The organism is Paeniglutamicibacter sulfureus, from assembly GCF_030512175.1.
Classification (GTDB): Bacteria; Actinomycetota; Actinomycetes; order Actinomycetales; family Micrococcaceae; genus Paeniglutamicibacter; species Paeniglutamicibacter sulfureus.
Map to the genome: position 1 here is coordinate 567,309 of NZ_JAULBL010000002.1, position 24,809 is coordinate 592,117.

At 66.6% G+C, this 24,809-nt stretch carries 20 protein-coding genes; 11 read left to right on the forward strand and 9 right to left on the reverse strand.

Annotated elements, in window-relative coordinates; translation table 11 throughout:
• Window positions 1-266: 266 nt before the first annotated feature.
• Window positions 267-2,585, forward strand: coding sequence for a helix-turn-helix transcriptional regulator (locus tag Q2T94_RS09280; protein ID WP_302263805.1), 2,319 nt, complete (start codon window positions 267-269; stop codon window positions 2,583-2,585).
• Window positions 2,586-2,601: 16 nt separating this feature from the next.
• Here Q2T94_RS09280 and Q2T94_RS09285 read toward each other — a convergent pair whose 3' ends face one another.
• Entirely contained in the window at window positions 2,602-3,258 is a 657-nt protein-coding gene (locus Q2T94_RS09285; protein ID WP_264271309.1) for an IclR family transcriptional regulator, read from the reverse strand.
• Window positions 3,259-3,514: 256 nt separating this feature from the next.
• Here Q2T94_RS09285 and Q2T94_RS09290 point away from each other — a divergent pair, with 256 nt between their 5' ends.
• From Q2T94_RS09290 to Q2T94_RS09300, 3 genes are all read left to right on the forward strand, one after another.
• The gene (locus tag Q2T94_RS09290; protein WP_302263807.1) at window positions 3,515-4,750 is read left to right on the forward strand and encodes a CaiB/BaiF CoA transferase family protein; all 1,236 of its coding nucleotides are present in this window, start codon (window positions 3,515-3,517) and stop codon (window positions 4,748-4,750) included.
• 1 nt (window position 4,751) lies between these two features.
• Window positions 4,752-5,630, forward strand: a complete 879-nt coding sequence (locus Q2T94_RS09295) for a hydroxymethylglutaryl-CoA lyase (protein WP_302263809.1) — start codon at window positions 4,752-4,754, stop codon at window positions 5,628-5,630.
• Window positions 5,631-5,706: 76 nt separating this feature from the next.
• The gene (locus Q2T94_RS09300) at window positions 5,707-7,116 is read left to right on the forward strand and encodes a 2-hydroxycarboxylate transporter family protein (RefSeq protein WP_302263811.1); all 1,410 of its coding nucleotides are present in this window, start codon (window positions 5,707-5,709) and stop codon (window positions 7,114-7,116) included.
• 56 nt (window positions 7,117-7,172) lie between these two features.
• Here the strand turns inward: Q2T94_RS09300 and Q2T94_RS09305 are convergent, their stop codons facing one another.
• Window positions 7,173-7,961: an IclR family transcriptional regulator gene (locus Q2T94_RS09305; RefSeq protein ID WP_302263813.1), complete on the reverse strand. Its 789-nt coding sequence runs from the start codon at window positions 7,959-7,961 to the stop codon at window positions 7,173-7,175.
• Window positions 7,962-8,015: 54 nt separating this feature from the next.
• Window positions 8,016-9,929, reverse strand: coding sequence for an FAD-binding monooxygenase (locus Q2T94_RS09310; protein ID WP_302263815.1), 1,914 nt, complete (start codon window positions 9,927-9,929; stop codon window positions 8,016-8,018).
• 220 nt (window positions 9,930-10,149) lie between these two features.
• On the opposite strand from Q2T94_RS09310, the gene Q2T94_RS09315 reads away from it, so the two are divergent.
• Window positions 10,150-10,947 (forward strand): dioxygenase family protein, encoded by a 798-nt coding sequence (locus tag Q2T94_RS09315; protein ID WP_302263816.1) that lies wholly within the window; start codon window positions 10,150-10,152, stop codon window positions 10,945-10,947.
• A gap of 12 nt (window positions 10,948-10,959) precedes the next feature.
• Here Q2T94_RS09315 and Q2T94_RS09320 read toward each other — a convergent pair whose 3' ends face one another.
• Window positions 10,960-11,565 carry a GNAT family N-acetyltransferase gene (locus Q2T94_RS09320; protein WP_302263817.1) on the reverse strand — a complete coding sequence of 202 codons (606 nt, stop codon included), beginning with the start codon at window positions 11,563-11,565 and terminating at the stop codon, window positions 10,960-10,962.
• 604 nt (window positions 11,566-12,169) lie between these two features.
• Here Q2T94_RS09320 and Q2T94_RS09325 point away from each other — a divergent pair.
• Complete coding sequence (locus tag Q2T94_RS09325) at window positions 12,170-13,630, forward strand: aldehyde dehydrogenase family protein (RefSeq protein WP_302263818.1); 1,461 nt, start codon at window positions 12,170-12,172, stop codon at window positions 13,628-13,630.
• Between the two features lie 143 nt (window positions 13,631-13,773).
• Here Q2T94_RS09325 and Q2T94_RS09330 read toward each other — a convergent pair whose 3' ends face one another.
• Genes Q2T94_RS09330 through Q2T94_RS09340 form a run of 3 tightly spaced genes read right to left on the reverse strand, consistent with a single transcriptional unit; the run spans window position 13,774 to window position 16,941 of the window.
• A complete protein-coding gene (locus tag Q2T94_RS09330) occupies window positions 13,774-15,318 on the reverse strand; it encodes a tripartite tricarboxylate transporter permease (RefSeq protein WP_302263819.1) in 1,545 nt (514 codons plus the stop codon).
• Between the two features lies 1 nt (window position 15,319).
• Window positions 15,320-15,961 (reverse strand): tripartite tricarboxylate transporter TctB family protein, encoded by a 642-nt coding sequence (locus tag Q2T94_RS09335; protein ID WP_302263820.1) that lies wholly within the window; start codon window positions 15,959-15,961, stop codon window positions 15,320-15,322.
• Entirely contained in the window at window positions 15,958-16,941 is a 984-nt protein-coding gene (locus Q2T94_RS09340) for a Bug family tripartite tricarboxylate transporter substrate binding protein (protein ID WP_264268627.1), read from the reverse strand. The genes Q2T94_RS09335 and Q2T94_RS09340 overlap by 4 nt, the downstream gene beginning before the upstream one ends.
• 163 nt (window positions 16,942-17,104) lie before the next feature.
• On the opposite strand from Q2T94_RS09340, the gene Q2T94_RS09345 reads away from it, so the two are divergent.
• From Q2T94_RS09345 to Q2T94_RS09365, 5 genes are all read left to right on the forward strand, one after another.
• Window positions 17,105-18,703: a sensor histidine kinase gene (locus tag Q2T94_RS09345; RefSeq protein WP_302263823.1), complete on the forward strand. Its 1,599-nt coding sequence runs from the start codon at window positions 17,105-17,107 to the stop codon at window positions 18,701-18,703.
• A complete protein-coding gene (locus Q2T94_RS09350) occupies window positions 18,700-19,245 on the forward strand; it encodes a response regulator (RefSeq protein WP_302263824.1) in 546 nt (181 codons plus the stop codon). Before Q2T94_RS09345 ends, Q2T94_RS09350 begins: the two co-directional genes overlap by 4 nt.
• 230 nt (window positions 19,246-19,475) lie before the next feature.
• Window positions 19,476-20,969: an FAD-dependent tricarballylate dehydrogenase TcuA gene (gene tcuA, locus Q2T94_RS09355; RefSeq protein ID WP_302263825.1), complete on the forward strand. Its 1,494-nt coding sequence runs from the start codon at window positions 19,476-19,478 to the stop codon at window positions 20,967-20,969.
• Window positions 20,970-21,019: 50 nt separating this feature from the next.
• Entirely contained in the window at window positions 21,020-21,673 is a 654-nt protein-coding gene (locus tag Q2T94_RS09360) for a GntR family transcriptional regulator (RefSeq protein ID WP_302263827.1), read from the forward strand.
• A gap of 30 nt (window positions 21,674-21,703) precedes the next feature.
• Window positions 21,704-22,405, forward strand: coding sequence for an NADPH-dependent F420 reductase (locus tag Q2T94_RS09365; RefSeq protein WP_302263829.1), 702 nt, complete (start codon window positions 21,704-21,706; stop codon window positions 22,403-22,405).
• Window positions 22,406-22,489: 84 nt separating this feature from the next.
• Here the strand turns inward: Q2T94_RS09365 and Q2T94_RS09370 are convergent, their stop codons facing one another.
• Window positions 22,490-23,290 (reverse strand): 3-hydroxybutyrate dehydrogenase, encoded by an 801-nt coding sequence (locus Q2T94_RS09370; protein WP_302263830.1) that lies wholly within the window; start codon window positions 23,288-23,290, stop codon window positions 22,490-22,492.
• Between the two features lie 47 nt (window positions 23,291-23,337).
• On the reverse strand, window positions 23,338-24,711 hold the full coding sequence (locus Q2T94_RS09375) for an MFS transporter (protein ID WP_302263832.1): 1,374 nt from the start codon (window positions 24,709-24,711) through the stop codon (window positions 23,338-23,340).
• Between the last annotated feature and the right edge of the window lie 98 nt (window positions 24,712-24,809).

The following is a 24,809-nucleotide window of genomic DNA, read 5'->3' on the forward strand; positions in this document are numbered from 1 at the left end:
AAGCTTGGGGAAACTGCCGCGCGCCGAAGGAGCCGAAAACCGCCGCAGTGAATTGCTGCCGGCTTCCCGGCCCATCGGGGGGCGGCGTCCAGGTGCTGCCACAGAGGGTCAAAACGGGGAAATGGCGTTTAGGATGAGGTAACAGATGAGGTAACAAGAGACCCGTCGCCATGTGGCACTGGCGGGATCCCTGAGGAACAGCCGGAGGTGCCACCTCGGCGCACCGGTGAACGTGCAACGAGTGCATAGGGGGGGAAAGGGGTGGCATGGGGGCCGCATCCGGTCGACAGACGATTCATCCTGCCTTGGCGAGGTTCCTTGCCTGGGACGACGGAACGTGCAGGTTGCTGTTCATCCGCGCCGCGGCCGGAACCGGCCGCGAAATTTTTGCGCGCTCGTGGATCGGGAACAAGGTAGGGGAAGTTCTCGATTGGTCCGGCGGGGACATCGACGAGGCAACCGAAGTGGACCTGCTGGTTCAACGGCTCCGTGCGGATGCCACATTGCACGTGGCCGTCATCCTGGCGCCGACCGCCTCCCTCTGGGACCTCTCCTCGCGGACCCCGTGCCTCGTGGCAAAACACCGCGACCTGCTGCTGGACGCCAGCGAGACGGCGCAGCTTGTCGGCCCGGGCACGGCGGCCGAGCGGGACGAGGCCCGTCTCATCCACGAATTGTCCGGAGGGTGGCTCGCGGCGACGCGGGCCCTTGCAGCGGATCCGCAGGCGCGCCCGCGCGCCCAGCAGATCATCCGCAGCGGCCTGGTCATCTGGCTGGCCAGCCGCGATCCAGACGGGGCGTTGTCGGAGGCGGCGTTCCTGCCCGCATACGACAGGCGCACCGTCGAGGCTTTCTACGGTGAATTTTCCCCTGTGGTCCACACCCTGGATGAACTCGTCGAGGCGGGCCTGGTGCAAGCCGACGGGCGAGGCGGTTGGATGATGCCGGCGATGGTACGCAAGGTGTTGGTGGAACGGGTTGGACAGCGTGGCCGCGAGTCCACCGTCGTGCTGGAACAGGCCGCCGTCAACGCGATGGCCGCAACCCGCGGGGTAGGCGCAGCGGTGGAGTCGGCGGTGGCGCGCCGCAGCTGGCAGGCGCTGCTGAACATGCTGCTGGAGAACTGGGTGGACATCCTCATGCGCAACCCCAAGCAGTTGGGCGTGATCGCGGCCAAGATCCCGCGGTTCATTGCGAACCAGACCGAATACATGCGCATCGGCCTGCGGATGCTGGGCCAGGCGGACCGGGACGGACTTGCACTGCAGCTGCCGGGGTTCGAACCCGACTACGCCACCAACCAAACGGCCCAGCGCCTGCATCGTGACACGGTGCGACTCTACGCCAAGCCAAACACACACGCGCTGACGGTAGGCATTCTGGAAATGCTCCACTTGCGGCAGTCAGGCTTTTACCCGGAAGCGGCGGCCGCCGCCCATCGCCTCCGCGAGGCGCTGCACCGTGCGCTTGACGCCCAAAGGCTCAACCCGGCCCTGGTGTCGATGGTTGATCTCCAGGCCGGGATTACCCTGCAGCTGGCCGGCCGCGATGCCGAGGCCCGCCAGGCCTATGAGCAGGGCTTCCACTGGGCGCAGGTCTCCGGCAAGGCCTTCCTGCTGGCCGACGTGGCAGGAAAGATGGCGCTGCTCGATGTGCTGGAAGGGGACAGTGGCTCTGCCATGCGCTGGCTGGCCAAGCACGATGCCTCCATCGGCGAAGTCGGGTGGGGAAAGGTGATGGTGGAGCGCACGGCCGCAATGGCCCGTGCGTTCATGGCCCTGGCCCGGCTCGACTACGCCGGCTTCGATGTGGAGATGGGCGCCCTGCCGTCCGTCGTGGACAACGACGAATTCTGGCCCGTACATGTCCAGCTGCTGGCGCTGCAGAAACTCAATGCCGGCATCTTCGATGCTGCGCGGGACTTGATCTCCTCCCTGCGCCAAGAGCGTCGCTACGCGGCGGCCGCGCCCCTGGCGCGGCGGTTGTTCGACGACACGCTGCTGCTGGCCGAGATCCTGGAGCGCGGCGGCGTGCGCCCTGGAACCGGGATCGAAAACAGGGACCCCCTGCTGGTGGCGCTCGGGCACCTGCTGGGCGGGAATCCCGACGCAGCCCTGGCCGCCCTTCAGGAAGTTCCGCTCACCGGGGGCATGCGCCGGCGGGGAAACCTGGTGCTGTATTTGGATATCGCCGCCAGGAACCCCCGGGGCCCGACTCCGGCGACATTGCAGCGAGTGAAGCAGCAGCATCGGGACTCGGGGGTCCTCTACGAACTCGCGATTCTGGGCATGGTCCCCGGGTGGTCCGAGGTGAGCCGGCACCTGGAGCTTGATCCCGAAGAGCTCCAGCGGCTGGGGTACGCGCTGGATCTTGCGCCCACGCCGTTGCCCAGGCGGCCGGTGCTGACAGTGCGGGAGCAGGAGGTCTTGAGGCAGTTGCGTGCGGGAATGACCCGCCGCCAGATCGCCGAGGCAGACTACCGGTCCGAAAACACGGTCAAGTCCCAGATGCGCAGCCTGTATCGGAAACTGGAAGCCTCCGACGTGGAGCAGGCATTGGCGAACGCGCGGGCCTGGGGCCTCTGAGCCCGGGGAGGCATCCCTAGAGTTGCTTGCCCATTTCCAGTTCGGTGCCGATCAGCCGCGCCGCGCGGACGACCTTCTCCCCGAAGTCCAGGCCGGGGGAGGTCTCAACCCGGATCAGCGGCATGGCCAGGCAGAGCGTGGCGATCATCTGGTCGCGCAGCATCACCGGTGCGCTGACCGAGCCCAGGCCCGGGGTTCGCCGGCCCACCGATTCAACCCATCCGTGTTGCTCCACGGAATCGAGGGCCTCGGGATCGCGGGAGAGCAGTCGTCCGCTCGACCCGTTGGGCAGTTCCAGCACGGAGCCCGCCGGGAGCGTGGCCTTGAGCTCGTGTTGGCTGTCCACCGTCACCCGGCAGATGCGCCGTTCTCCCCGGCGAATCCACAATTGGGCGGTCTCTCCGGTGGCATTGCGCAGCTCGGTGAGTACCGGGGCGGCAATCGATTCCAACGCGGTGCGCACGAAGCGGTGGCCCAGCTTGAAGTCGCCGTCATCGATCCGGCGCAGGAACCCGTACTCCACCATCGACAGCGCCAAGCGGTGGACCGTCGACACCGACAGGCCGGTGCGCCGTGCCAGTTCGCTGGCCGAGGCCGACGAACCATCCACCGCATCAAGGACCATGGCGACTCGTTCGAGCATGCGGTTGCTGGTGGCTGCCGACTCGGCCATGACTGTCTCCTCATGGTGTGGGCGAGCGTGTCTGCCGCCCGTGGGTTGTGACGCAATTTTTCATGAATCAAGAAAACAGCCCGTGATGTCGGGTTCCGCGCCCAAGGACCGCGGTCAGGGGCGCTGGATGCGAAGCTCTTGCCGCAACGCCTCTTGCTGTGTCCTGAATCACTTGCTACTGTCTTCCTGCCTGCAGGGAATCATATCCCATTGTGTGGGAAATTTCGATGCAGTCACCTTGGAAAGGGCGAAGACCATGACTGAAAATCTCCACCTCCCGGGCAGTACGCTGCCGCTCGAGGGAATCCGCGTGCTGGAACTGGGAAGCTTCATTGCCGCCCCGTTCGCTGCACGGCTCTTCGGTGACTTCGGGGCCGAAGTCATCAAGATCGAGAAGCCCGAGGGCGGCGACGAGCTGCGCGACTGGCGCAAGACCCGCGGCACCACCTCGATGCTTTTCCGGACCATGGGGCGAAACAAGAAATCCGTCGCGCTGGACCTGCGCAGCGAGCTGGGCCGTGAGGCCGTCCTGCGGATCGTGGCCAAGACCGATGTCGTCATCGAGAACTTCCGCCCGGGGACGCTGGAAAAGTGGGGACTGGGTCCCGAGGAGCTGCACGCCGCGAACCCCAACCTGGTCATGGTCCGCATCTCCGGCTACGGACAGACCGGACCGTACAAGAACCGTGCCGGGTTCGGCAGCTCAGCCGAGTCCTTCGCCGGCCTGCGCTACATCACCGGCGAACCGGACCGCCCGGCGGGCCGCGCGGCAGCCAGCGTCGGGGACACCGTCTCGGGTCTTTACGGCGTCATCGGCGCGCTGATGTTGATGTTCCAAAAGGCCCAGGGCGTGAAAAGCGAGGGCCCGCAGATCGTCGACGTGGCGCTCTACGAGGGCGTCTTCTCCCTGCTCGAGTCCCTGGTCCCGGACTACGACGCCTACGGCATGGTCCGCAAGCGCACCGGAGGCGCATTGCCGGGCGTCGTGCCCACCGGCTCCTACCCGTGCGGGGACGACCTGGAGGTCGTGATCGGCGGCAACTCCAACTCGGTGTTCATCCGCCTCATGAAGGCGATCGGACGCGAAGACCTCGCCGCCGATGCGACCCTGCTGACCACCGAGGGCCGCGGGGCGCGCGAAGAGGAACTCAACGGAGCCATCGCCGCCTGGACGTCCTCGATGCCGCTGGCCGAGGTGCTCAACGAGCTGGACACCGCCGGGGTGCCTGCCGGCCCGGTCTACGACGCCCCCTCGATCGCCAAGGACGAGCACTACCTGGCCCGCGACATGATCCAAACCCACGAGGTGATCATCGAGGACGAACCCGAGCTGATCCGCTTCCCCGGCGTGGTCCCCAAGATCCCCGGGCACGAGGGCCGCGTGGCCTGGATCGGTCCGGAACTCGGCGAACACACCCACGAAGTCCTGCGCGACCTGGCCGGACTGAGCATCCAGGACATCGACTCGCTCGGCGTCAAGGAGAAGAACTGACATGCAGATCCACATCACCGACGTCTTCCTGCGCGACGGCCTGCAGGACGAAAACGTCATCGTCTCCACGGGCGACAAGCTGGCGATTGCCGAAGCGCTGGTGGCTTCGGGCGTGAAGCGGCTCGAGGTCGCCTCCTTCGTGAACCCGGCCCGCGTGCCGCAGATGGGCGACGCCGACGCGGTGCTCACCGGACTGCCGACCGGCACCGGGGCGACGTTCACCTCCCTGGCCCTGAACGGCAAGGGGATCGTGCGGGCCGTGGCCGCCGGTGCCACCCACATCCAGGTGGTGACCTCCGCCAGCCAGACACACAGCACCGCGAACGCCGGGTACAGCATCGAGCAGGCACTCGAATCCCTCGCCGCCGACGTGGCCGCCCACCCGGGCATCAACTTCTTCGCCGGGATCTCCACCGCCTTCACCTGCCCCTTCGAGGGCGAGATCGATTCCGGCCACCTGCTGCGCGTGGTGCGCGCCTACAAGGCCATGGGCATCACCCAGATCGGACTGGCCGACACCCTGGGCACCACCCCCACCGAACGGCTCATGCAAAGTGTGCGCCACGTCCAAGACGCGGAACCGGAGTTGACCTACTACCTGCACCTGCACAACGCCCACGGGCAGGCGCTGGCAACCATCGACGCGGCCATCGCGGCGGGCATCACGCGCTTTGACAGCGCGCTGGGTGGCTACGGCGGCTGCCCGTTTGCCCCGGGCGCGGCGGGGAACCTTGCCACCGAGGAACTCGTGGCCCACCTGCACGCCGCCGGGCACGAGACCGGCATCGACGAAGCCGGGCTGAACCGGGCAGTACGGCTGGGCAGCGATGCGGTCTCCAACTCCCCGGCACTGCCGGTGAACGCCCTGACCGGGCACTAGAAACACCTCCCATCCACCGCACGCCGGGATGCCTCCGTCAGGAGCCGGTGCGCCCCATCATTCTGCGAGGACGACGATGTCTCAGACTGAAAACCCCGTTTCCACCCTTGGGAACCAGCACCCCGACGATCCCGGCGTCCAACGCCGCGTCGAACCCCATGTCGGCAAGCTGCGCGGCACGCACTTCCCCGGCCCGCGCGGCACCCGGATCGCCAGCCTGCCGGCAGCGCTCTTCATCGTGCTTGCCGTCATGGTGTTCATTGCCGCAGCCACCGGCAAGCTGCCGGACTCCATGCTCTCGGGCTTCACTGTCACGATCCTGCTCGGCGGGCTGCTGATCTGGATCGGCAACCTGTTCCCGGTGGTGCGCGACTTCGGCCTGCCCACGGTGCTGTGCACGTTCATTCCAGCCACGCTCATGTCCTTCGACCTCTTGCCTGCAAACCTGGTGGAGGTCGTGGAGAACTTCGTCAAGGGACACGGGTTCCTGGACTTCTTCGTCATCACCATCATCGCCGGCTCCATCCTGGGCATGCCTCGCGCCCTGCTGCTGAAGGCCGGACCGCGCTTCGCGGTGCCGCTGGTCGGCTGCCTCGTGGCAACGTTCGTGTTGGTCGGTCTGCTGGGTGCTGCCACCGGCTTCGGGTTCATGGAGGGCATCCTGTTCATTGCCGCCCCCATCATGGCCGGCGGGCTGGGCGTGGGCGCGCTGCCGATGAGCGAGATGTACGCGGCCCGCACCGGTGAGGATTCGGCGACGTTCATGGGGGAACTGATGTCGGCCGTCGTGGTGGCCAACATCGTGTGCATCATCATTGCCGGCATCTACAACGGGCTGGGCAAGACCCGCAAGCAGTTCTTCGTCGGGTTCAACGGCCACGGCGAGCTGATGCGCATCAAGGGCAAGAAATCCGAGCTTTCCCTGCCGCCCAAGAACGAGTCCTCCTCGTTCATTGCCCTGGGCAAGGGCCTGCTCTTTGCCGGCGCGCTGTTTATCTTCGGGCAGCTGGTCGGCTCCTACCTCGAGGTCCTGCACCCCTACGCGTGGACCATCATCGCCGCCGCCGCGGTGAAGATCTTCGGATGGCTGCCCAAGGACATCGAGGAATCCACGGCCGACTGGGGCGACATGGTGGGCGCCACCATGGTCCCGGCGCTGCTGGTGGGCGTGAGCATCAGCTACATCAACATGGACGAGGTCGTAGCCTCGCTGAGCAACCCGAAGTTCATCCTGCTGACCGTCGTGACGGTGCTGATCGCGACGTTGACCTCCGGCATCCTGGGCTGGCTCATGAAGTTCAACTTCGTGGAAGCCTCCATCACCCCGGGCCTGGTCATGGCCGACACCGGTGGCAGCGGAGATGTCGCGGTGCTCAGCGCCGCGAACCGCATGCACCTGATGCCCTTCGCCGCGTTGACCAACCGGCTCGGCGGCGCGCTGGTGCTGTTCGTGACCTCGCTGCTGGTCCCGTTCCTGGTGCTTTAGCCGTTCCCGGCCCGCCGGAAAAAAGGCCCCCGACACTCGGTGTCGGGGGCGCTCCGTCATTCCGGGTGCGTGTCCAGGGTGCCGCGGATAGCGGCGCAGGCCGCCAGCAGCAGGGAAACGACCCGGGCGCCCTGCAGGTCCCCGGCGCGGGAGATCGGTGCGCTGAGGGACAAGGCAAAGGACTTCCCGTTGGCCAGCGGACCCACGGGAGCGCCGATGGCCGCGAGCTCCGGTTCGGTGCGGCCGATGTTGATCGCGTAGTTCCTGGCCCGGACCTGGGCGAGCTCGGAGAGCAAATGGGCAAGGCCCCCGGCATCCAGCTCGTTGCCCTCGCTCCGGGTGGCACGGCGGCGGTAGAGCTGGGCAACGGCCGCATCGGAGAGGACCGAGAGTGCGGCCAATCCGGCGGAGGACGTGCCGGCCGGGAGCACCGTTCCCGTGCGGTCGCCGATCCGCACCAGCTGCGGACCTTCGACGCTGTGGCGGAACCGGGCGCTCGCCCCGATGCGCTCCACCAGGTTCACGGTTTCGCCCGTCGCCGCAGCCAGCGCCTCGAGCTGCGGTCGCACCGCGGCGACCAGTCTTCGGGCCGGATTCCGTGCCGCATCGAGGTGCAAGTTGGGTCCGGCGGCGTAGTGCTTCTGCGGATCCTGCACCGCGAAGCCCCGGTAGACGAGAGTCGCCAGGAGCCGGTGGGCGGTGGAGGGTGCCACGCCCAGCTCCCTGGCCGCATCGACGATGCGCAGCGCATCGCGTTCCTGCAGCAGCACCAGGATGCGCAAGGCATTTTCCACCGATTCGACGGCGTGGACGGGCCGTTTGACGATCCGATTAGTTTTCTGCACAACAGAATCCTACGGGTGGTCGCGGGTTCCGTGGAGCCCGCGACCGCATCAAGGTCAGACGAGCGCCGGGGCGCGCATGATGCCTGCGAAGAAGGCGGCCAGCTCCGCGTGGGCATCCAGCGGCAGCACGTGGGCCACGTACTGGTCGGGGCGGACCACCACGATGGCGCCGAGCTCGCGGTCGATCCCGCGTGCGGCGAAGATGTCGTTCGCCGCATCCGCGGTGAAGACCTTCTCGTAGTCGATGAGTCCCAGCGGCGCCTTGCGTGGAAGCAGGAACGCGGGAACGTCCCCGGGCTCCACGTCGCGGTGGTGCTGCTGGAGCACCGCACGCACGTCGAAGACCGCGTCGTCGTCGACCCCGGCAGGGGTGAAGGAGCACACCGGGGAGGAAGGGGCCTCGGCCAGGAAGGTGCAGAGCGCGGCAAGGCGGGAATCGGCTGCGTCGGGGCGTGCGGCGTCCGCGAACACGTAGATCCGCCAGCGGCCGTCGGCCAGCGCCTGGTGGCCGAGCTGCAGCGGCTTGGCATCGGCGAGCCGGATGACCGGTGAGGAGTGGAAGCGCTCGCCGACCGGGAAGCCGGAGGCCAGGTGCTCGTGGGTGCCTTCCCCTGTGATCATGCCCGGGCGGTAGTCGGTGGCGAATCCGGCGGTGAATCGGCCGCCCTGGGTGAAGATGCCCTGGCGTTCGGCGGCATCCATGCCGCCGGCATCCGGGTTGGCGGGGTCCTTGGGCTTGGCAGCCATCGCGGTGGACCACTTGAGGTCGAAGTCGATCAGTTCCTGGGCGATCACCTGGCGTTCTTCGGAATAGGTGTCCAGCAGGGCCTCGGGGCTGCGGCCCTGCAACACCGCCGCCAGCTTCCAGCCCAGGTTGAAGCCGTCCTGCATGGAGACGTTCATGCCCTGGCCGGCCTTGGCGCTATGGGTGTGGCAGGCGTCCCCGGCGATGAACACGCGCGGGGTGCGGGTGCCGCGGTCCTCGGGAAGCACGTCGTCGAACCGCTCGGCGATGCGCTGGCCCACCTCGTAGACGCTCCACCAGGCGATTTCCTTCACATCCAGCGTGTAGGGGTGCAGGATCTTCTGTGCCGCCTCGATGACCGAATCGGCGGTGAAACGGCTCCGGGCCTCGCGATCACCGGGGTCGATGTCGCCGAGGTCCACGTAGAGGCGCACCAGGTAGCCGCCCTCGCGCGGGATCAGCAGGATGGATCCGCCGGAGGCCGACTGGATGGCGGACTTCAGGCGGATGTCGGGGAAATCGGTGACCGCCAGCATGTCCATGACGCCCCAGGCGTGGTTGCGGGCATCGCCCTGCATCTTGATGCCCAGCGAGCGGCGCACGTTCGAGCGGGCGCCCTCGCAGCCCACGGCGTACTTCGCGGCCACGGTGATATCCGCCCCTGGCTCGGCCCCGGTGCGGCGCAGCGTTGCTGTGACGGGGTGGTCGCCGGTTTCGGCGACGGATACGTCGATGAGTTCCAGACCGTAGTCGGGGACCAGCCGGGAAGGGGAGTTGGCCATGTGCTCGAGCAGCAGGTCCTGCATGCGGGCCTGGTTCACGATCACGTGGGGGTATTCGGAGAGGCCGTCGGCGACGTCCTGGATCCGGCCGGTGCGTGCGATCCCGTCGGCGGAGTCCGGGCCCCAGAAGCTGGTCTCATTGACCCAGTAGGCCTCGCGCATCAGGCGCTCGGCCAGCCCGAAGCCGTTGAACATCTCCACGGTGCGGCAGGCGACGCCGTCGGCGTGCCCCAGTTCGAGGGCCGCCTCGCGGCGCTCAACCACGAGTGTGGAGATGTCGGGGAACTCGGCCAGCTGGGCGGCCAGGACCGACCCGGCGGGGCCGGTGCCGGCGATGAGCACGTCCACCTGCTCGGGGAAAGTTCCCGGTGCGCGGCGGCCGGGTGCGGCGGGGCGGATGTCGGGGTCTCCCGGGCGGTAGCCATCCTGGTAGAACTGCATGCTGCTCCTCGGTATGCCGGCGCCCAAAGGCGGCGTTGTGATCTGGTTCATCAACCGTAGGACCGGTCTCCTTCCCGGTGCCAGGACATTCTGCACAGCAGAATGTCGAGGCAACGCCAGGCCCGCACGAATCCGCGTCTGGCACCTCCGGGGTTTGGTGAGCGGTGAACAGCACCTTATTTACTTGAAGAATCAACTAAATAAGGTGTATGCTCATTACATGACTACTGCAGCCGACCGCCCACCGGTACTCTTTCTCTCCCACGGCGCCCCGCCCCTGGCCGACGACGCCACGTGGACATCTCAATTGGCAGGCTGGTCGGGGACCATGGAAAAGCCCAAGGACATCCTGATGATTTCCGCGCACTGGGAGAATGCACCGGTGTCGCTGAGTGCCACGCACCGGAAGCAGGAATTGGTCTACGACTTTTGGGGCTTCCCGCAGCACTACTACGACGTGCGCTACGACGCCCCCATGGCACCGGAGCTGGCCGACGAGGTCGCCCGGCTGACCGGCACCCACGGCCACCACGTGGAACGCGACGAGACCCGCGGCCTGGACCACGGCGCCTACGTGCCGCTGAAGGAAATGTTCCCCGACGCGGATGTCCCGGTGGTGCAGATGTCAATGCCCACCCTGGATCCCCAGGGCCTCTTCGCCCTCGGCCAGTCTCTGGCTCCGCTGCGCGACCGCGGCACCATGATCATCGGATCCGGCTTCACCACGCACAACCTGCGCTGGTTCAACCCGGCAGGCGGACCCGACGTCACCCCGCCGGCCGCATCGAGCGAATTCGACCACTGGGCCGAAGAGGCCATGGGCCGCGGCGACGTGGACTCCATCCTCGACTTCCTGCACAAGGCGCCTGCCGCCCGCGAGGCGCACCCGCGCTCCGAGCACTGGGCACCGCTCTATGTAGCCCTTGGCGCGGCATATGCCTCGGGAGGCATCGAGGCCAAGACCGCCATCGACGGCTTCTGGTTCGGGCTCTCCAAGCGCTCCTGGACGCTCACCTAACCCCGAAGTAGGTCAGGGATTCGATCGGAGGTCGCGGCGCATGATCAGCCGCGGCATCCTGCTGGCCACCGCGTCGGTGGTGCCGATGACGCGGAACCCGGCCTGCTCGAACATGGACCGGGTTCCGACGAACGCCATGGTCGTGTCCATCCTGCCCGGGGGATCCACGGGGTGTGCCTCGATGGCCGGCGCGCCGCGGGAAGCCGCGTACTCCACGGCCCCCTCAAGCAGGCGGGCCATGACGCCCTGCCGCCGGTGCCCGCTGCGCACCACCACGCAGATGATGCTCCACACCGGGACACCGTCCACGGGCCGGATGAGCTTTGACGCCGCCAGCCGCGGGATCTCGGCGCGAGGGCCAATGCTGCACCACCCGACGGGCTCGCCGTCGCGGTATGTGATCACGCCTGGCGGATTCTCCCGCTCGCAGAGCCTGCGCATGGCGGTCTCGCGATTGCCGCCGCCGAGCTCCTCGATGTCCTTGACGCCCAAGCGGTGCGAGAGGCACCAGCAGTGCGTGTCCCGCCGGGTCGGGTTGATGACGTCGGCGAAATCCTCGAAGTTCTCGGGCGTGACCGGATGGGTCTGCCACCGGTGGATCGATGCGGTCTCGGGCATATGCCCATTCTGCCGTTCCATCCCGACCCCGGCTACCACCCGGCGACCGTGGACACTGATTTTCATACCTTATTAACTGCCTCCGGCCGCGACATTGAGAATCACCTGAAGATCGCGGCCGGAGCTGTTGGGGCAGCGCTTGGCCTCGGGGCGTCTGGATCGACTTGGCGTGCGCCGATGCGGGTGGAATGCATCCGGCGTCAGCGGGGAGTTGTGTTCATCGACCAGTGATTAAGCGCTGGAAAGCTCCGCCACCAACTTGCGCCCGGGTAGGCAGACAGTGGCGAACACATGGAGGCGCGGCAGGTACTCCTCGACGAGCGGGGGCCAATGCCCAGAATCTCTGGACCCGTGAGCTTATCGATGAGCCCGATGTACACGGGGTGGCAAATTCGTTGGACTGTTGCCAGTTTCCGGCCTAGCGTGGGCATAGGGGGCAGGCCGCACGAGAAGGGCCAGGTTGGAGGGGCAACCAGCGAACCGTCACGGCCGGCGGGATGTTCCCATTACCTGGCAACCAACGAACCGCAAGTTCCCCGACCCAAGCAACCCGCCTGCGAAGCCCATGCACCGCACACCAGTCCACCAGATAAGGAACCACAAAGTGTCATTGCTTGAAGAATCACTCTGGAACTCGAAGATCAACGTCAACGGCTGGGTGGTCGGCGGCGCCGGCACCCAAGACGTCGTGGAGCCCGCCACCGGAAACGTACTTGGCACCCTCGGATTGGCCTCCGCCGACGACGTCTTGCGTGCTGCCACGGCGGCCGCCAAGGCACAGGTTGCCTGGGCCGCGAAGAAGCCGGAGGAACGGGCAGCGGTGCTGCGTAGGGCCGGCCTGCTCTGGGAGGAGCACGCGGACGAGGTCAATGAGTGGCTGGTGCGCGAATCCGGGGGCATTCCCGCCAAGGCTGCGCTCGAGACGCACACCGCGGCCAACGAGTGCTACGAGGCCTCCGCGCTGCCGTCGCTTCCGGCCGGCGAGGTGCTCACCACCAACGAAGAACGCTGGTCCTTCGCCCGTCGCCGCCCGGTCGGGGTCGTCAGCGTCATTGCCCCGTTCAACTTCCCGCTGATCCTGGGCATTCGTGCCGTTGCGCCGGCGTTGGCCCTGGGCAACGCGGTGCTGCTCAAGCCCGACCCGCGCACCTCGGTCTGCGCGGGTGTGACCATCATGCGGATCTTCGAGGAAGCCGGATTGCCCGAGGGGCTATTGCATCTGCTTCCCGGCGGCGCGGATGTCGGGGCCGCCGTGGTCGAAGCACCGGAGGTGCGCGTCATTGCGTTCACCGGGTCGACGGCCGCCGGTCGCAAGATCGGGGAAAGCGCCGCGCGGCTGCTCAAGCGTGCGCACCTCGAGCTGGGCGGCAACAGCGCCATGATCGTGCTCCCCGGTGCCGACCTGGCCAAGGCGGCATCCGCGGCTGCGTTCGGCTCCTTCATGCACCAGGGCCAGATCTGCATGGCCACCGGCCGGCACATTGTGCACCGGGACATTTACGAGGACTATGTGGCGGCACTGGCCGAAAAGGCACGGAACTTGCCGGTCGGCGACCCGAAGTCCGGCACGGTCGCGATCGGGCCGATCATCGATGGCCGGCAGCTGGAGCGGATCGATTCCATGGTGCAGTCCGCCGTTGCCGGCGGTGCCCGGCTGGCGGCCGGCGGGAAGCGCGGCGAGGGATGGTTCTACCCGCCCACCGTCCTGGCGGACTTGGACCCGGACCACGATGCGTGGAAGGAGGAGATCTTTGGACCTGTAGCTCCGGTGCGCAGTTTCTCCACCATCGACGAAGCGGTGCAGATGGCCAACGCGTCGAGTTACGGGCTCTCGGTGTCCATCCTCGGGGACGTGGGGATGGCCATGAAGATTGCCGACCGGGTCGATTCCGGAAAGGTCCACATCAATGAGCAGACCGTCTCCGACGAGCCCAACTCTCCGTTCGGCGGGGTCAAGGATTCGGGCAACGGCGGGCGCATTGGCGGACCGGCGGCCAACATGGAGGCCTTCACCGAGACCCAGTGGCTGACCATGCGCCCGGAGATCGCGCCCTACCCGTTCTAAACCGGACCAACTGACGATCCGTCCCGCAGCGAGGGGTCGGTTCCAGCCCAACTCAAAAAAAGGGGGTGAAGGTCGACACGGTCACAATCCGTGTCGACCTTCACCCCCTTAGCTGGTGGTTCGGGTCAAGCAAGCCCGAATGCCTAGACGCCGATCTTGTCGGAGTCGAATTTCATAGCCTGGTTCCGTGCCGCCTTGCTGTGGCGGAGGTGCTGAATGCCGGTGATCACGAGGGTGATGGCCAGCAGTCCGTACAGCACCATGGTGACCGGGCTGTCGATGAGGATCGACAGGTCGCCTTCCGAGACAGTCAGCGCGCGGCGCAGTTCCGTTTCGGCCAGCGGCCCGAGGATCACCGCGATCAGTACCGGGGCGAGCGGGAACTTGTAGCGGCGCATCAGGAAGCCCAACAGGCCGATGACCAGCAAGATCCACAGGTCGACGATCGAGGAACTGATCGCGTAGACGCCAAGTACCGAGAGCACCGTGATGCCCGCATAGAGGTAGTGCCGGGGGATGAGCAGAAGCTTGGCCCAGAGCACGGCGAACTGCATGTTCAGGATCAGCAGGACGACCAAGCCAATGAACAGCGACGCGAGCAGCGTCCAGACCATCGGACCGCTGCGTTCGAACAGCAACGGGCCCGGCTGCATTCCATACTGCTGGAAGGCGGCCAACATGATGGCAGCTGTTGCCGAGGTGGGAAGGCCGAGGGCGAGCAGGGCGCCCATGGCGGTGCCGGCCGTGGCATTCGCCGCGGCTTCCGGGGCCGCAACGCCACGGATCGAGCCGGTGGTGCCAAAATCGGTGTCTCCATTGCGGGCAGCGAGCCGCTTCTCCGTGCCGTAGGCCAGGAAGGTGGGTACCTCGGAACCGCCGGCGGGAATGACGCCGAAGGGAACACCGAATGCCGTGCCGCGCAACCAGGCAGGCATGGCCCTGCGGATGTCTTTCAGTTCCAGTCGCGGCCGGCCCTTGGATTCAACCCGGACGGCTGTCTCGTCGCGGTGGATACGCGAGGCGATATGCAGGACTTCACCCAGTGCCAGCAGCCCAACGGTGATCACGACGATGGACATGCCGTCGAAGAGCTGCGGCAAGCCCAGGGTGTAGCGGGCAGTTCCGGACGGGCCGTCCACGCCGACCAGGGCAAGGACGAGACCCAGTCCCAAGGACATCAGGCCCTTGACCACTGAATCGGAGACCACGGAGGAAATCGCAAGGAAGGCGAAGACCGCCAGGGCGAAGTATTCGGCGGGGCCGAATGCCGTTGCCATCTTCACCAGCACCGGGGCGAAGAATACGACTACCGTCGTCGCAATGAGGCCACCGATGAAAGCTCCCATGGCCGCAGTGGCCAGTGCCTTCGCGGCCCTGCCATCAAGTGCCATGCGGTGGCCCTCGAAGGTGGAGGCGATGGCAGATGAATTGCCTGGCGTGTTAAGCAGGATCCCGGAGGTTGAATCCCCGAAGAGACCACCAAAGTAGACCCCGGCGAACATGATGAATGCCGCGGTCGGATCAAGCGAAAAGGTAATGGGAAGCAACAACGCGACGGCCATAGCCGAACCGAGTCCGGGCAGCACGCCCACGGCGGTTCCGAGGACCGCGCCGATCAGCACCCACAAAAGATTCATGGGAGTCAGGGCCTGCGAGAAGCCCTCCATCAACAGGGATAAGGATTCCATGTTAGATCAGTCCTTCCAGGAAGCCGGAGGGCAGGTTGAGGCCGAGTCCGGCATTGAAGGCCAGCTGGATGACCGCGGAAAAAAGGATGGAGACGCTGAGGTCGAACAATGGACGTCGGCTTCCCAAAGCGCGGCACACGACCCAGAACAGGCCAGCAGCACTCAGTATCCAGCCCAGGACGGGCAGCGCCAGAATGAACGCAGCCACTGCTCCGATGACCATTCCGAGCGTCTTCCAATCCGAGTAGGCCTTGCGTTTGCCTGTGGCCGAAGGCAGCGTGCTTGGGCCGTAGATGGATGTGCGCTCGGTGTCGGCCAGATCGCCGAGCATGTCCGTGGAAAAGTCGGGGTTCTGCCCTTCGCTGTCCTCGTGCGGGAAACGCCGAGTGCGCAGGATCTGCACCGTGTGGATGGCGGCCACCGAGAACAGCAGCACACAGACGATGGTGGGGAAGAACTGCGGGCCCGGAACGCTGGTGCCCATCACCTGCATGGTCGCGGTCCCGTAGGAGAGGAAGCCGGCGAGGATGAATACCAATGCCGGGACGATCAGCTCGCTGCGTCCCGACCAGAAGCCGGTGATGCGTATCGGGTAGTCATCTGCCGTCCGCACGGTTGCGGAGGATTCGTCGATCGATTTCACAGTCCCAGTCCTTCCACGATGTCCTTGGTCACTGCGACCTCCGAGTCGATGAACTCCTCGAATTCATCGCCCGTCATGAAGCTGTCCGTCCAGCTGTTGCGTTCCAGAGCTCCCTGCCAGTGCTCGGTCTGGCGGTATTCGGAAACGATGTCCACGAATTCCTGCTTTTGCTCCTCGGTGATGCCGGGGGCAGCGGCGACGCCGCGCCAGTTGGCCATCGAGGCGTCGACGCCCTGTTCCTTGAAGGTGGGGATATCGACTCCGGGGAGACGCTCTTCCGAGGAAATTGCCAAGGCGCGCAGGCTGCCGGATTCGATTTGATCGGCTACCTCGTTGTAACCCGACATTCCGCCGACGGTCGTTCCGGAAAGCATCGAGGTCAGCGCCTCGCCGCCGCCGGAGTAGGCGATGTAGTTGGTCTCGATCGGATCGATGCCGACCTTCTGTGCCACCAAGCCGGTCAGCAGGTGGTCGATGGAACCCAGCGAACCGCCGGAGATCGAGGTCCCGCCGGGATTCTCCTTCCAGCGCTTGACGAAGTCATCCAGCGTCTTGAACTCCGACTTGGCCGGCACCACCAACACGGCGAAGTCATCTGCAAGCCGGGCAATGGGCACGATGTCGTCGAAGGTGGACTCGGAGTCGGAGAGCTCGATGGCGCCGACCATGACGCCGCCGGTGACCATCAACATGTCGTGGCGACCGTGCATCTGGACGAACTGGCTCAAGCCGATGGTTCCGCCGGCACCTGGCACATTGACGACCTGCGCGTTGTTCACCACGCCACCTGACTTCAGGGCCTGCTGTGACTCGCGGGCGAACCCGTCCCAGCCACCGCCGGGAGCCGCCGGGGCCATGAGGACGAGTTTCGAACGCGCGGTCGCCTCGCCTCCGCTTGCGGCCGCATTGACCAGTGCCAGGCCCGCCACGACAGCGACGACGGTGCCGTACAGCGTCTTCTTGATTATGCTCTTGCTCATTTTCATCCGTAATCTCATGGGTGGTGGACCGGGTGTCATTGGCGGGTCCCTCGACCACAAAGGTGCCAGAGAAGTGATCTGAAGCACAGCGAAAATGTGCTTTAGTTCATAAGAACAGTAAAGAAAACAAAGTCAACGAAAAGTGAAAGAGGCCCGAAGCACAGTGCGATCCCTGTCTAGACACCGCCGCCGGGCACAGCTCTTGGCCATGCAGCTGGGAATCGTGCTGGGGTTGATGAGCGCAGTGTCCGTGGTGATCCTGGTCTTCGAGGACCACCGGACCCAAGAAGTCGCCTTTGAGCGTGTTCACACCGTGGCTCTCCAGATGGCCGCCAACGGGTCAGTGCGGGAAAGCCTGGATGGACCCAGGGCCACCGAGGTGATCGCGCCAATTGCCGAGCTCGCGACTTCGGTTTCCGGTGTCCAGTATGTGACGGTGGCGGATCTGGCGGGCATCCGGGTGGCGCACCCGGAACCGGAACTCATCGGGGAGCCGGTATCCTCCGACCATGACGCGGTCCGGGAGGGGCAGTCCTTCAGGGGCACGGAGATGGGGCCGCAGGGCGTGACGCTTCGGGCGAAGGAGCCGGTGCGTTTCAACGGGAAAATTGTCGGAACCGTGTCGGTGGGCATCTTGCAGAGCGAGATTCGCGGGGAATTGCTGGAAATCGTGGCGGAGGTGGCTCCCTGGATTCTGGGCGCGGCGGCCGCGGGAACCGTTGCCTCGGCGGTGGTCGCGCGGGTGGTCCGCAGGCGGATCTACGGAGTTGAGCCCGAAGCCGTGGCGGGCCTGCTGCAGTCCCAGCAGGCGTTGCTGTTCAGCGTGCATGACGGCGTCGTCGGCGTGGATTCCGCGGGGCGGCTGACCTTGGTCAACGACGAGGCGCGGCGCCTGCTCGGGTTGACGGGGGAGGTCGTGGGGAAGCTGGCCTCCGAGGTACTCGATCCCACGGTCAGCGCCCAGCTCGGCAGTGAAGACCCGTGGGCCGAGGAAACGCAATACGTCCTGTCGGGGGAGCGCATCCTGGTGGCAACCCGGCGCGAGGCACTGGCCAACGGCAAGTCGCTGGGCCGGACGCTGACGCTGCAGGACCGCACGGAGCTGGAGGAAACGCTGCGCGAATTGCAGGGGCAAAGAAGCCTCGCCGACGCCTTGAGCTCGCAGGCCCACGAGTTCGCGAACCGGCTGCATGTGCTCTCGGGCTACCTGTCCTTTGGCGAGCCGGGGGAGGCCGCCGAGTACCTGCAGCGGATCAGCGGCGCCGCCCTCGGGGCAGACGCCGGGATCCTGAAAGATCCGGCGCTCTCCGGGCTCGTCGGCGCCAATGCGGCAGGTGCGCGCGAAGCCGGGGTGAGGCTGCTGGTGGATCCGGAATCCCGCATCGAACCGGGCTGGCGTGCGGACGAGGACGTCCTGACGGTGGTCGGGAACTTGCTGGGCAACGCGATCGAGGCCGCCGGTGACGGGGGAACGGTGCGGCTGCTGGTGAAGGCCGGGCCCGGGCGCCTGGGCATATGGGTGGAGGACAGCGGACCGGGCATTGACCCGGGCGAGGTGGATCAGATCTTTCGCCGCGGGGTGAGCAGCAAGGCCGACACCGGGCGCGGCATCGGCCTGGCCCTCGTGGACCGGGTGATCCGGCGCCGTGCCGGTTCGGTGTCGGTGGATACCGGGGAACTGGGAGGGGCCTTGTTCGCGGTCGAGTGGAATGGGGTGGCGCCGGGGACGGCGCCGGGAAGCCAAACGGAGGAACCGGCATGATTAGGACCTTGGTTGTCGACGACGATCCGGATATCGCACGCCTTCATTCCCGCTACGTGGCAGCGCTCGAAGGGTTCGAGGTGGCCGGCGTGCTGGAGCGCGGCGGGCCTGTCCTGGCGTTTCTCGAGGCGGAGCACGTCGACCTGGTATTGCTGGATGTGAACCTGCCGGACATGGACGGCCTCCAGGTGCTGGAGGATCTGCGCGGCAGCGGGCACGACACCGGCGTCATCATGATCACCGCTGCCAGCGAGCGCGACACCGTGCGCTTCGCCGTTGGCCGCGGCATCGACGACTACCTGGTCAAGCCCTTCACCGTGACCGATTTCAACCGCCGGCTCGAGGCTTTCAGGGCTTCGCGGTCCGCGGCGACGGACAGGCCGTGCCGGCTGCTGCGGCACTCGACGCGCCGCTGCCCAAGGGATTTTCCCGGCCAACCGTCGAGCTGGTGGGCCAGGCGCTGCGCGCTGCGGCTGGCGCGGGCGGGACCGGCGACATGTCCGCCGCCGAGATCTCCGAGACCTGCGGAATTTCCCGGGTGAGTGCGCGGCGGTACCTGGAGATGATGGCCGGGCGCGGGCTGGCGGAATTGCGGCCCAAGTACGGCGCGCCCGGCCGCCCGGAACACCGCTACCGCTGGACCGGCCGGTAGCCGCGCCAAGCCCCGCTTCACCGACCAGGGAACGACACCCTCTGGCGCTCTTTGTATATTTGTGTATACACTCGTATCCAGAAGGTTCCGGACGGGGGCCGAAGACAGGGAGGCTCGATCATGGGCAGCATGGAAAACGAAGCAGGCAACGAACTCGCGGCAGACGTCATCGTCGTGGGCGGCGGCAACGCGGCCTTCACCGCGGCGCACGCCGCGAGGGAGCGCGGGCGCAAGGTCCTGCTGCTGGAGAAGGCGCCACAGAACCAGTTCGGCGGCAACAGCTACTACACCGCGGGCGCCACCCGCATCGCCCACGACGGGCTCGAGGACCTGAGCGACTTCATCGAGGCCGACGAGCGCCACGCCGTGAGCGTTGTCCCGCCGTACTCCGCCGCCGACTACGCTGCCGACCTCAAGAAGGTCACCGAGGGACGCAACGACCCGGAATTGACCGAGGTGCTGGTCACCGAGTCCGCACCGGGCCTGCGCTGGCTCCAGGGCCTGGGGTTGAAGTACCGCCTGATGTACGAGCGCCAGGCCTACGAGCGCGAGGACGGCAGCTACCTCTTCTGGGGCGGTCTGCATGTCGGAAACGTCGGCGGCGGAGAGGGCCTGATGCACGACCACGTCGCCGTCGCGGCCAAGCTCGGCACCGAGGTCCGCTACGGACAGGACGTCTTCTACCTGATCATCGAGGACGGCGCCGTCAAGGGCGTCAAGGTCCGCGCCGAGGACGGCAGCGTGCAGGAGCTGCGCGCCGAATCGGTGGTCCTGGGTGCCGGCGGCTTCGAATCGAACCCTGAACTGCGACGCAAGCACCTGGGCGAAGGCTGGGAGAACGCCAGGATCCGCGGCACCGCCTTCAACCACGGCGAGATGATCACTGCCGGCCTGGCCGCCGGCGCGGCCAAGGGCGGGGACTGGGGAACCTGCCACTCCGTGCAGTGGGATGCAGACCCCGCCATCAACGAATCCAACCGCGAGCTGACCAACCGGCTGACCCGCCAGAGCTACCCGCTGGGCATCATCGTGAACAACCGCGGCGAGCGCTTCCTGGACGAGGGCGCCGACTTCCGCAACCTCACCTACGCCAAGTACGGCAGGGTCATCCTGCAGCAGCCGGATTCCGTTGCCTACCAGGTCTTCGATGCCTCGCTGCGCCCAATGCTGCGGGCCGAGGAATACGAGATGCCCGGCATCTCCGAGGTCATCGCCGACACCATCGAGGAACTGGCGGACAAGTTGGGCGTGGACGCCGCGGCGCTGTCCAAGACCGTCAGCGATTTCAACGGCTCCATCGACACCTCGATCGCCTACGACCCGAACGTGCTCGATGGCCGCGCGGCCAAGGTGACCCCGCCGAAGAGCAACTGGGCCATGCCCCTGGAGACCGGCCCGTTCTACGCCTACCCGGTCACCTGTGGCATCACCTTCACCTTCGGCGGCCTGAAGTCCGACACCCACGGCCGGGTGCTGAACGAGGACGGCGAGCACATCGACGGGCTGTACGTCTGCGGCGAAATGCTCGGCGGGCTCTTCTCCGCCAACTACCCGGGCGGTTCAGGGCTTGCTGCCGGCGTCGTGTTCGGGCGCCGTGCCGGTACGCTGGCCTAGGCAAGAAATTACGACGGAGCCCCTTTTGCGCGGGGCGGAGGTGGGTTGAGATGGCGGCAAAGGTGGATTCGGAGACGATCCATGCCGAACTGCGTGCCGAAATACTGCACGGCTCCCACGCTCCGGGCACCGCGTTCAAGGAAGTGGCCCTGGCCGACCGCTTTGGCGTCTCGCGCACCCCGGTGCGCGAGGCGCTGGGCCGGCTCCAGCAGGAGGGGTTGCTCGAACGCGGGGTCCGCGGGCTCCAGGTGCGCAACATCGACCCCGAGCAGCTCATGCAGGTCTACGACCTGAGGATCTTGCTGGAGGGGCAGGCCGCCCTGGAAGCAGCCGCCACGCGGACCGAGATGGACTTGATCCGCCTCGAGGGCCTGGTTGATCGGGACAGGGCATTGCCGGATCCGGATGACCAGACGCGTCTGCGCACCAACATCGAGTTCCACTCCGCACTCTGGACGGCGGCGCACAACCCGATCCTGAAGGACCTGCTGGACCGCCTGTCGACCCACCAGATCCACGCGCCCTCCTCGACCCTGTCGGTCGGCGCCAGGTGGGCGGATTCCCTGGACGAGCATGCCGAGATGGTGCGGCTCATCCGGAACCGCGATGGCGCCGAGGCGCAGGAGGCCATGCGCCGGCACATGGGCGAGGCGCGCAGGATCCGGCTCTCGCTCTTTGGGCAGATAGGCCTGCCCAACGGCTGAAACGCCGGCACCGCCCCGCCCGACACGGGCTTGACCGGGCCCCGCCGATCCGCATGGAATGCCGATGGCCGTGAAGTTGTTGTGATCCACATGACAACCATCGGCATCATCGGTGCAGGAAACATTGGCTCCCAGATCGCACGCAAGGCCGTGCAACTGGGTTACGACGTGGTCATCAGCAACTCGCGGGGACCCGAAACCCTCGCGGAGCTGGTGGTCGAACTGGGGCCCCGGGCGCGTGCCGCGACGGCCTCGGAAGCGGGGACCGCGGCGGACTTTGCCGTGCTCACCATTCCGTTGGGGAACTTGGACCGGATTTCGGCGGAATCGCTGGCCGGCAAGGTCGTGATCGACACCATCAACTACTACTGGGAGCGCGACGGCCACATCGAGGCCCTGGATCGCGGGGAGGCCACGACCTCGGGCATGGTCCAGGAGCACCTGCGGGACTCGCGGGTGGCCAAGGGTTTCAACCATATTCTCGCAGCAGAAATCACCACGACCGGAAGCCCGGAAGGGACCGAAAACCGCCGGGCGATGGCCACTGCCAGCGACCATGCAGACGCTTCGGCACTCGTGGCCGAGCTCTACGACGAGTTCGGCTTTGACACGGTGGACATCGGCCCGCTCTCCGAGAGCTGGCGGGTGGAGCGCGACCGCCCCGCCTACCTGGTGCGGCAGAATGCGGCAGAGCTGGAGACAAACCTGGCTCGTGCCCCACGGACCGTCTAGACCGCTGCGGCAAACCGTCCCCGGACGGGCGCTTGATGCGCCCGCCCGGGGACGGTTTCGTTGCTGCGGGGCGGAAGGCGAAAGCTAACGGGCCGACCAGCCGCCGTCCATGGTGTAGCTGGCGCCGGTGACCATCGAGGCCTCGTCACCGGCCAGCCAGGCCACCAGCGAGGCGACTTCCTCCGGCTCGACCAGGCGCTTGATGGCGCTCTCGGTCAGCATGATCTTGGCCAGCACCTCGGACTCGGGGATGGAATGGACGCGGGCCTGGTCCGCCAGCTGCTTCTCCACCAGCGGGGTCCGCACGTAGCCGGGGTTGACGCAATTGCTGGTCACCCCGAACTCCCCGCCCTCCAGCGCGGTGACCTTGGACAGGCCCTCGAGCCCGTGCTTGGCCGTCACGTAGGCGGACTTGAACGCGGAGGCGCGCAACCCGTGCACGGAGGAGACGTTGATGATCCGTCCGAATCCCTGCGCGTACATCTTGGGCAGCGCCGCGCGGATCAACAGGAACGGGACCTCCACCATGAGGGTCATGATCCGGCGGAAGTCCGCCGGCTCGAAGTCCTGGATCGGGCTGACGTGCTGGATCCCGGCGTTGTTGACCAGGATGTCCACCCCGTCCAGCGCCTGCGCCAGTTTTTCGTCGGTGACGGCGGCCGGGTCGAGCAAATCCACCGCCCAGGCGGTGCCGCCGACTTCCGCGGCCACCGTCCTGGCTCCCGCCGCGTCCTTGTCAGCGACGACGACGTGGGCGCCGCGGGCGGCCAGCGTGCGCGCCGCGGCCAGGCCGATCCCGCTGGCGCCGCCGGTGACCAGCGCCCGCCTTCCCGAGAGCGGCTGCAGGGCGGACGTGGTCGTCCGTTCGGTTTCCTGGTTCGTCATGTGTTTTCCCTTGGGTAGAACGTGGTGGGTGCGGGGCGCGGGGGCGCTTAGCCGTTGACCCGGGCGGTGTTCAGCCCGTGCTTGCGGGCATCGGCGTCGTCGATGTCGTGGAGCGAGGCGCCACGGGTTTCCTTCAGGGTCACCACCGCGACGGCGGTGACGGCGCAGGCCGCCGCGACGTAGATGGCCACCGGCAGCCAGGAGCCGAAGTCCTTGAGCAAGGCGGTCGCGATGATCGGCGCCATCGAGCCGGCCACGATCGAGGTGACCTGGTAGCCCAGGGAAACCCCGGAGTAGCGCATGCGGGTCGGGAACATCTCGGCCATGATGGCCGGCTGCCCGGCGTACATCAGCGCGTGGAAGCACAGTCCGATGGTGACGGCCAGGATGATGACGACCGGGTTGCGGGTGTCGAACATCGGGAAGGCGAAGAACGCCCAGGTGGCTCCGAGCACCGCTCCGGCCAGGTAGACCGGCTTGCGCCCGAAGGCATCGGAGAGCCGTCCGACCTGCGGGATCACCAGGAAGTGGATGACGTGGGCGACCAGCAGGGCCAGCAGCAGCTGGCTCGTGTCATAGGCGTGCACTGTCTTCAGGTACACGATGGTGAAGGAGACGATGATGTAGTAGAGGATGTTCTCGGCAAAGCGCAGGCCCATGGCCCCGAAGATGCCCTTGGGGTACTTCTTCACAACTTCAAGCACGCCGTAGCTGACTGCCTTGTCGGCTTCCACCTGGGCGCGGGCCTCAAGGAAGATCGGCGCCTCGGACACGTGGGTGCGGATGTAGTAGCCGATGACGACGATGACCGCGGACAGCCAGAAGGCCACGCGCCAGCCCCAGGAAAGGAACTGGTCGGACGGAAGGATCCAGCTCATGCCCAGCAGCACCAGGGTGGCCAGCAGGTTGCCCACCGGAACGGCGGCCTGCGGCCAGCTGGACCAGAACGCACGCGACTTGTTCGGGCTGTGCTCGGCCACCAGCAGGACGGCACCGCCCCATTCGCCGCCCACGGCGAAGCCCTGAATGAAGCGCAGGATCACCAGCAGCGCCGGGGCCCAGTAGCCAATGGAGTTGAAGCCCGGTAGGCAGCCCATCAGGAACGTGGCCACGCCGACCATGATGATGGTGACCTGCAGCGTGTGCTTGCGCCCGAGCTTGTCGCCGATCTGGCCGAACACGATGCCGCCCAGCGGCCGGGCGATGAACCCCACCGCGTAGGTCAGGAATGCCGCGATGATGCCGTCCAGCTCGCTGTCGGCGTTGGGGAAGAAGAACTTGCCGAAGACCAGGGAAGCCGCGGTGGCGTAGAGGAAGAACTCGTACCACTCCACCACCGTGCCCACCATCGAGGCGGCGACAATCTTTCTCAGCCCCGAGTCCTCTTTCGTGCCTACATCCGTTGGCTGGTTGACGCTCATCGGCGCACTCCTTTGTTCTGCCGGTGTCTGCGTCGACCTCGGCGTTGCGGGTGGTCCTGTGACCCATCGCACAGGAAGACTGCACCCAGTATGGACAC

Excerpts from the sequence above, each read along its gene's own strand:
- Q2T94_RS09280 (WP_302263805.1), top strand. The coding sequence starts at position 267 with ATGGGGGCCGCATCCGGTCGACAGACGATTCATCCTGCCTTGGCGAGG.
- Q2T94_RS09285 (WP_264271309.1), bottom strand. The coding sequence starts at position 3,258 with ATGGCCGAGTCGGCAGCCACCAGCAACCGCATGCTCGAACGAGTCGCC.
- Q2T94_RS09290 (WP_302263807.1), top strand. The coding sequence starts at position 3,515 with ATGACTGAAAATCTCCACCTCCCGGGCAGTACGCTGCCGCTCGAGGGA.
- Q2T94_RS09295 (WP_302263809.1), top strand. The coding sequence starts at position 4,752 with ATGCAGATCCACATCACCGACGTCTTCCTGCGCGACGGCCTGCAGGAC.
- Q2T94_RS09300 (WP_302263811.1), top strand. The coding sequence starts at position 5,707 with ATGTCTCAGACTGAAAACCCCGTTTCCACCCTTGGGAACCAGCACCCC.
- Q2T94_RS09310 (WP_302263815.1), bottom strand. The coding sequence starts at position 9,929 with ATGCAGTTCTACCAGGATGGCTACCGCCCGGGAGACCCCGACATCCGC.
- Q2T94_RS09315 (WP_302263816.1), top strand. The coding sequence starts at position 10,150 with ATGACTACTGCAGCCGACCGCCCACCGGTACTCTTTCTCTCCCACGGC.
- Q2T94_RS09320 (WP_302263817.1), bottom strand. The coding sequence starts at position 11,565 with ATGCCCGAGACCGCATCGATCCACCGGTGGCAGACCCATCCGGTCACG.
- Q2T94_RS09330 (WP_302263819.1), bottom strand. The coding sequence starts at position 15,318 with ATGGAATCCTTATCCCTGTTGATGGAGGGCTTCTCGCAGGCCCTGACT.
- Q2T94_RS09340 (WP_264268627.1), bottom strand. The coding sequence starts at position 16,941 with ATGAGCAAGAGCATAATCAAGAAGACGCTGTACGGCACCGTCGTCGCT.
- Q2T94_RS09350 (WP_302263824.1), top strand. The coding sequence starts at position 18,700 with ATGATTAGGACCTTGGTTGTCGACGACGATCCGGATATCGCACGCCTT.
- tcuA (WP_302263825.1), top strand. The coding sequence starts at position 19,476 with ATGGGCAGCATGGAAAACGAAGCAGGCAACGAACTCGCGGCAGACGTC.
- Q2T94_RS09360 (WP_302263827.1), top strand. The coding sequence starts at position 21,020 with ATGGCGGCAAAGGTGGATTCGGAGACGATCCATGCCGAACTGCGTGCC.
- Q2T94_RS09370 (WP_302263830.1), bottom strand. The coding sequence starts at position 23,290 with ATGACGAACCAGGAAACCGAACGGACGACCACGTCCGCCCTGCAGCCG.
- Q2T94_RS09375 (WP_302263832.1), bottom strand. The coding sequence starts at position 24,711 with ATGAGCGTCAACCAGCCAACGGATGTAGGCACGAAAGAGGACTCGGGG.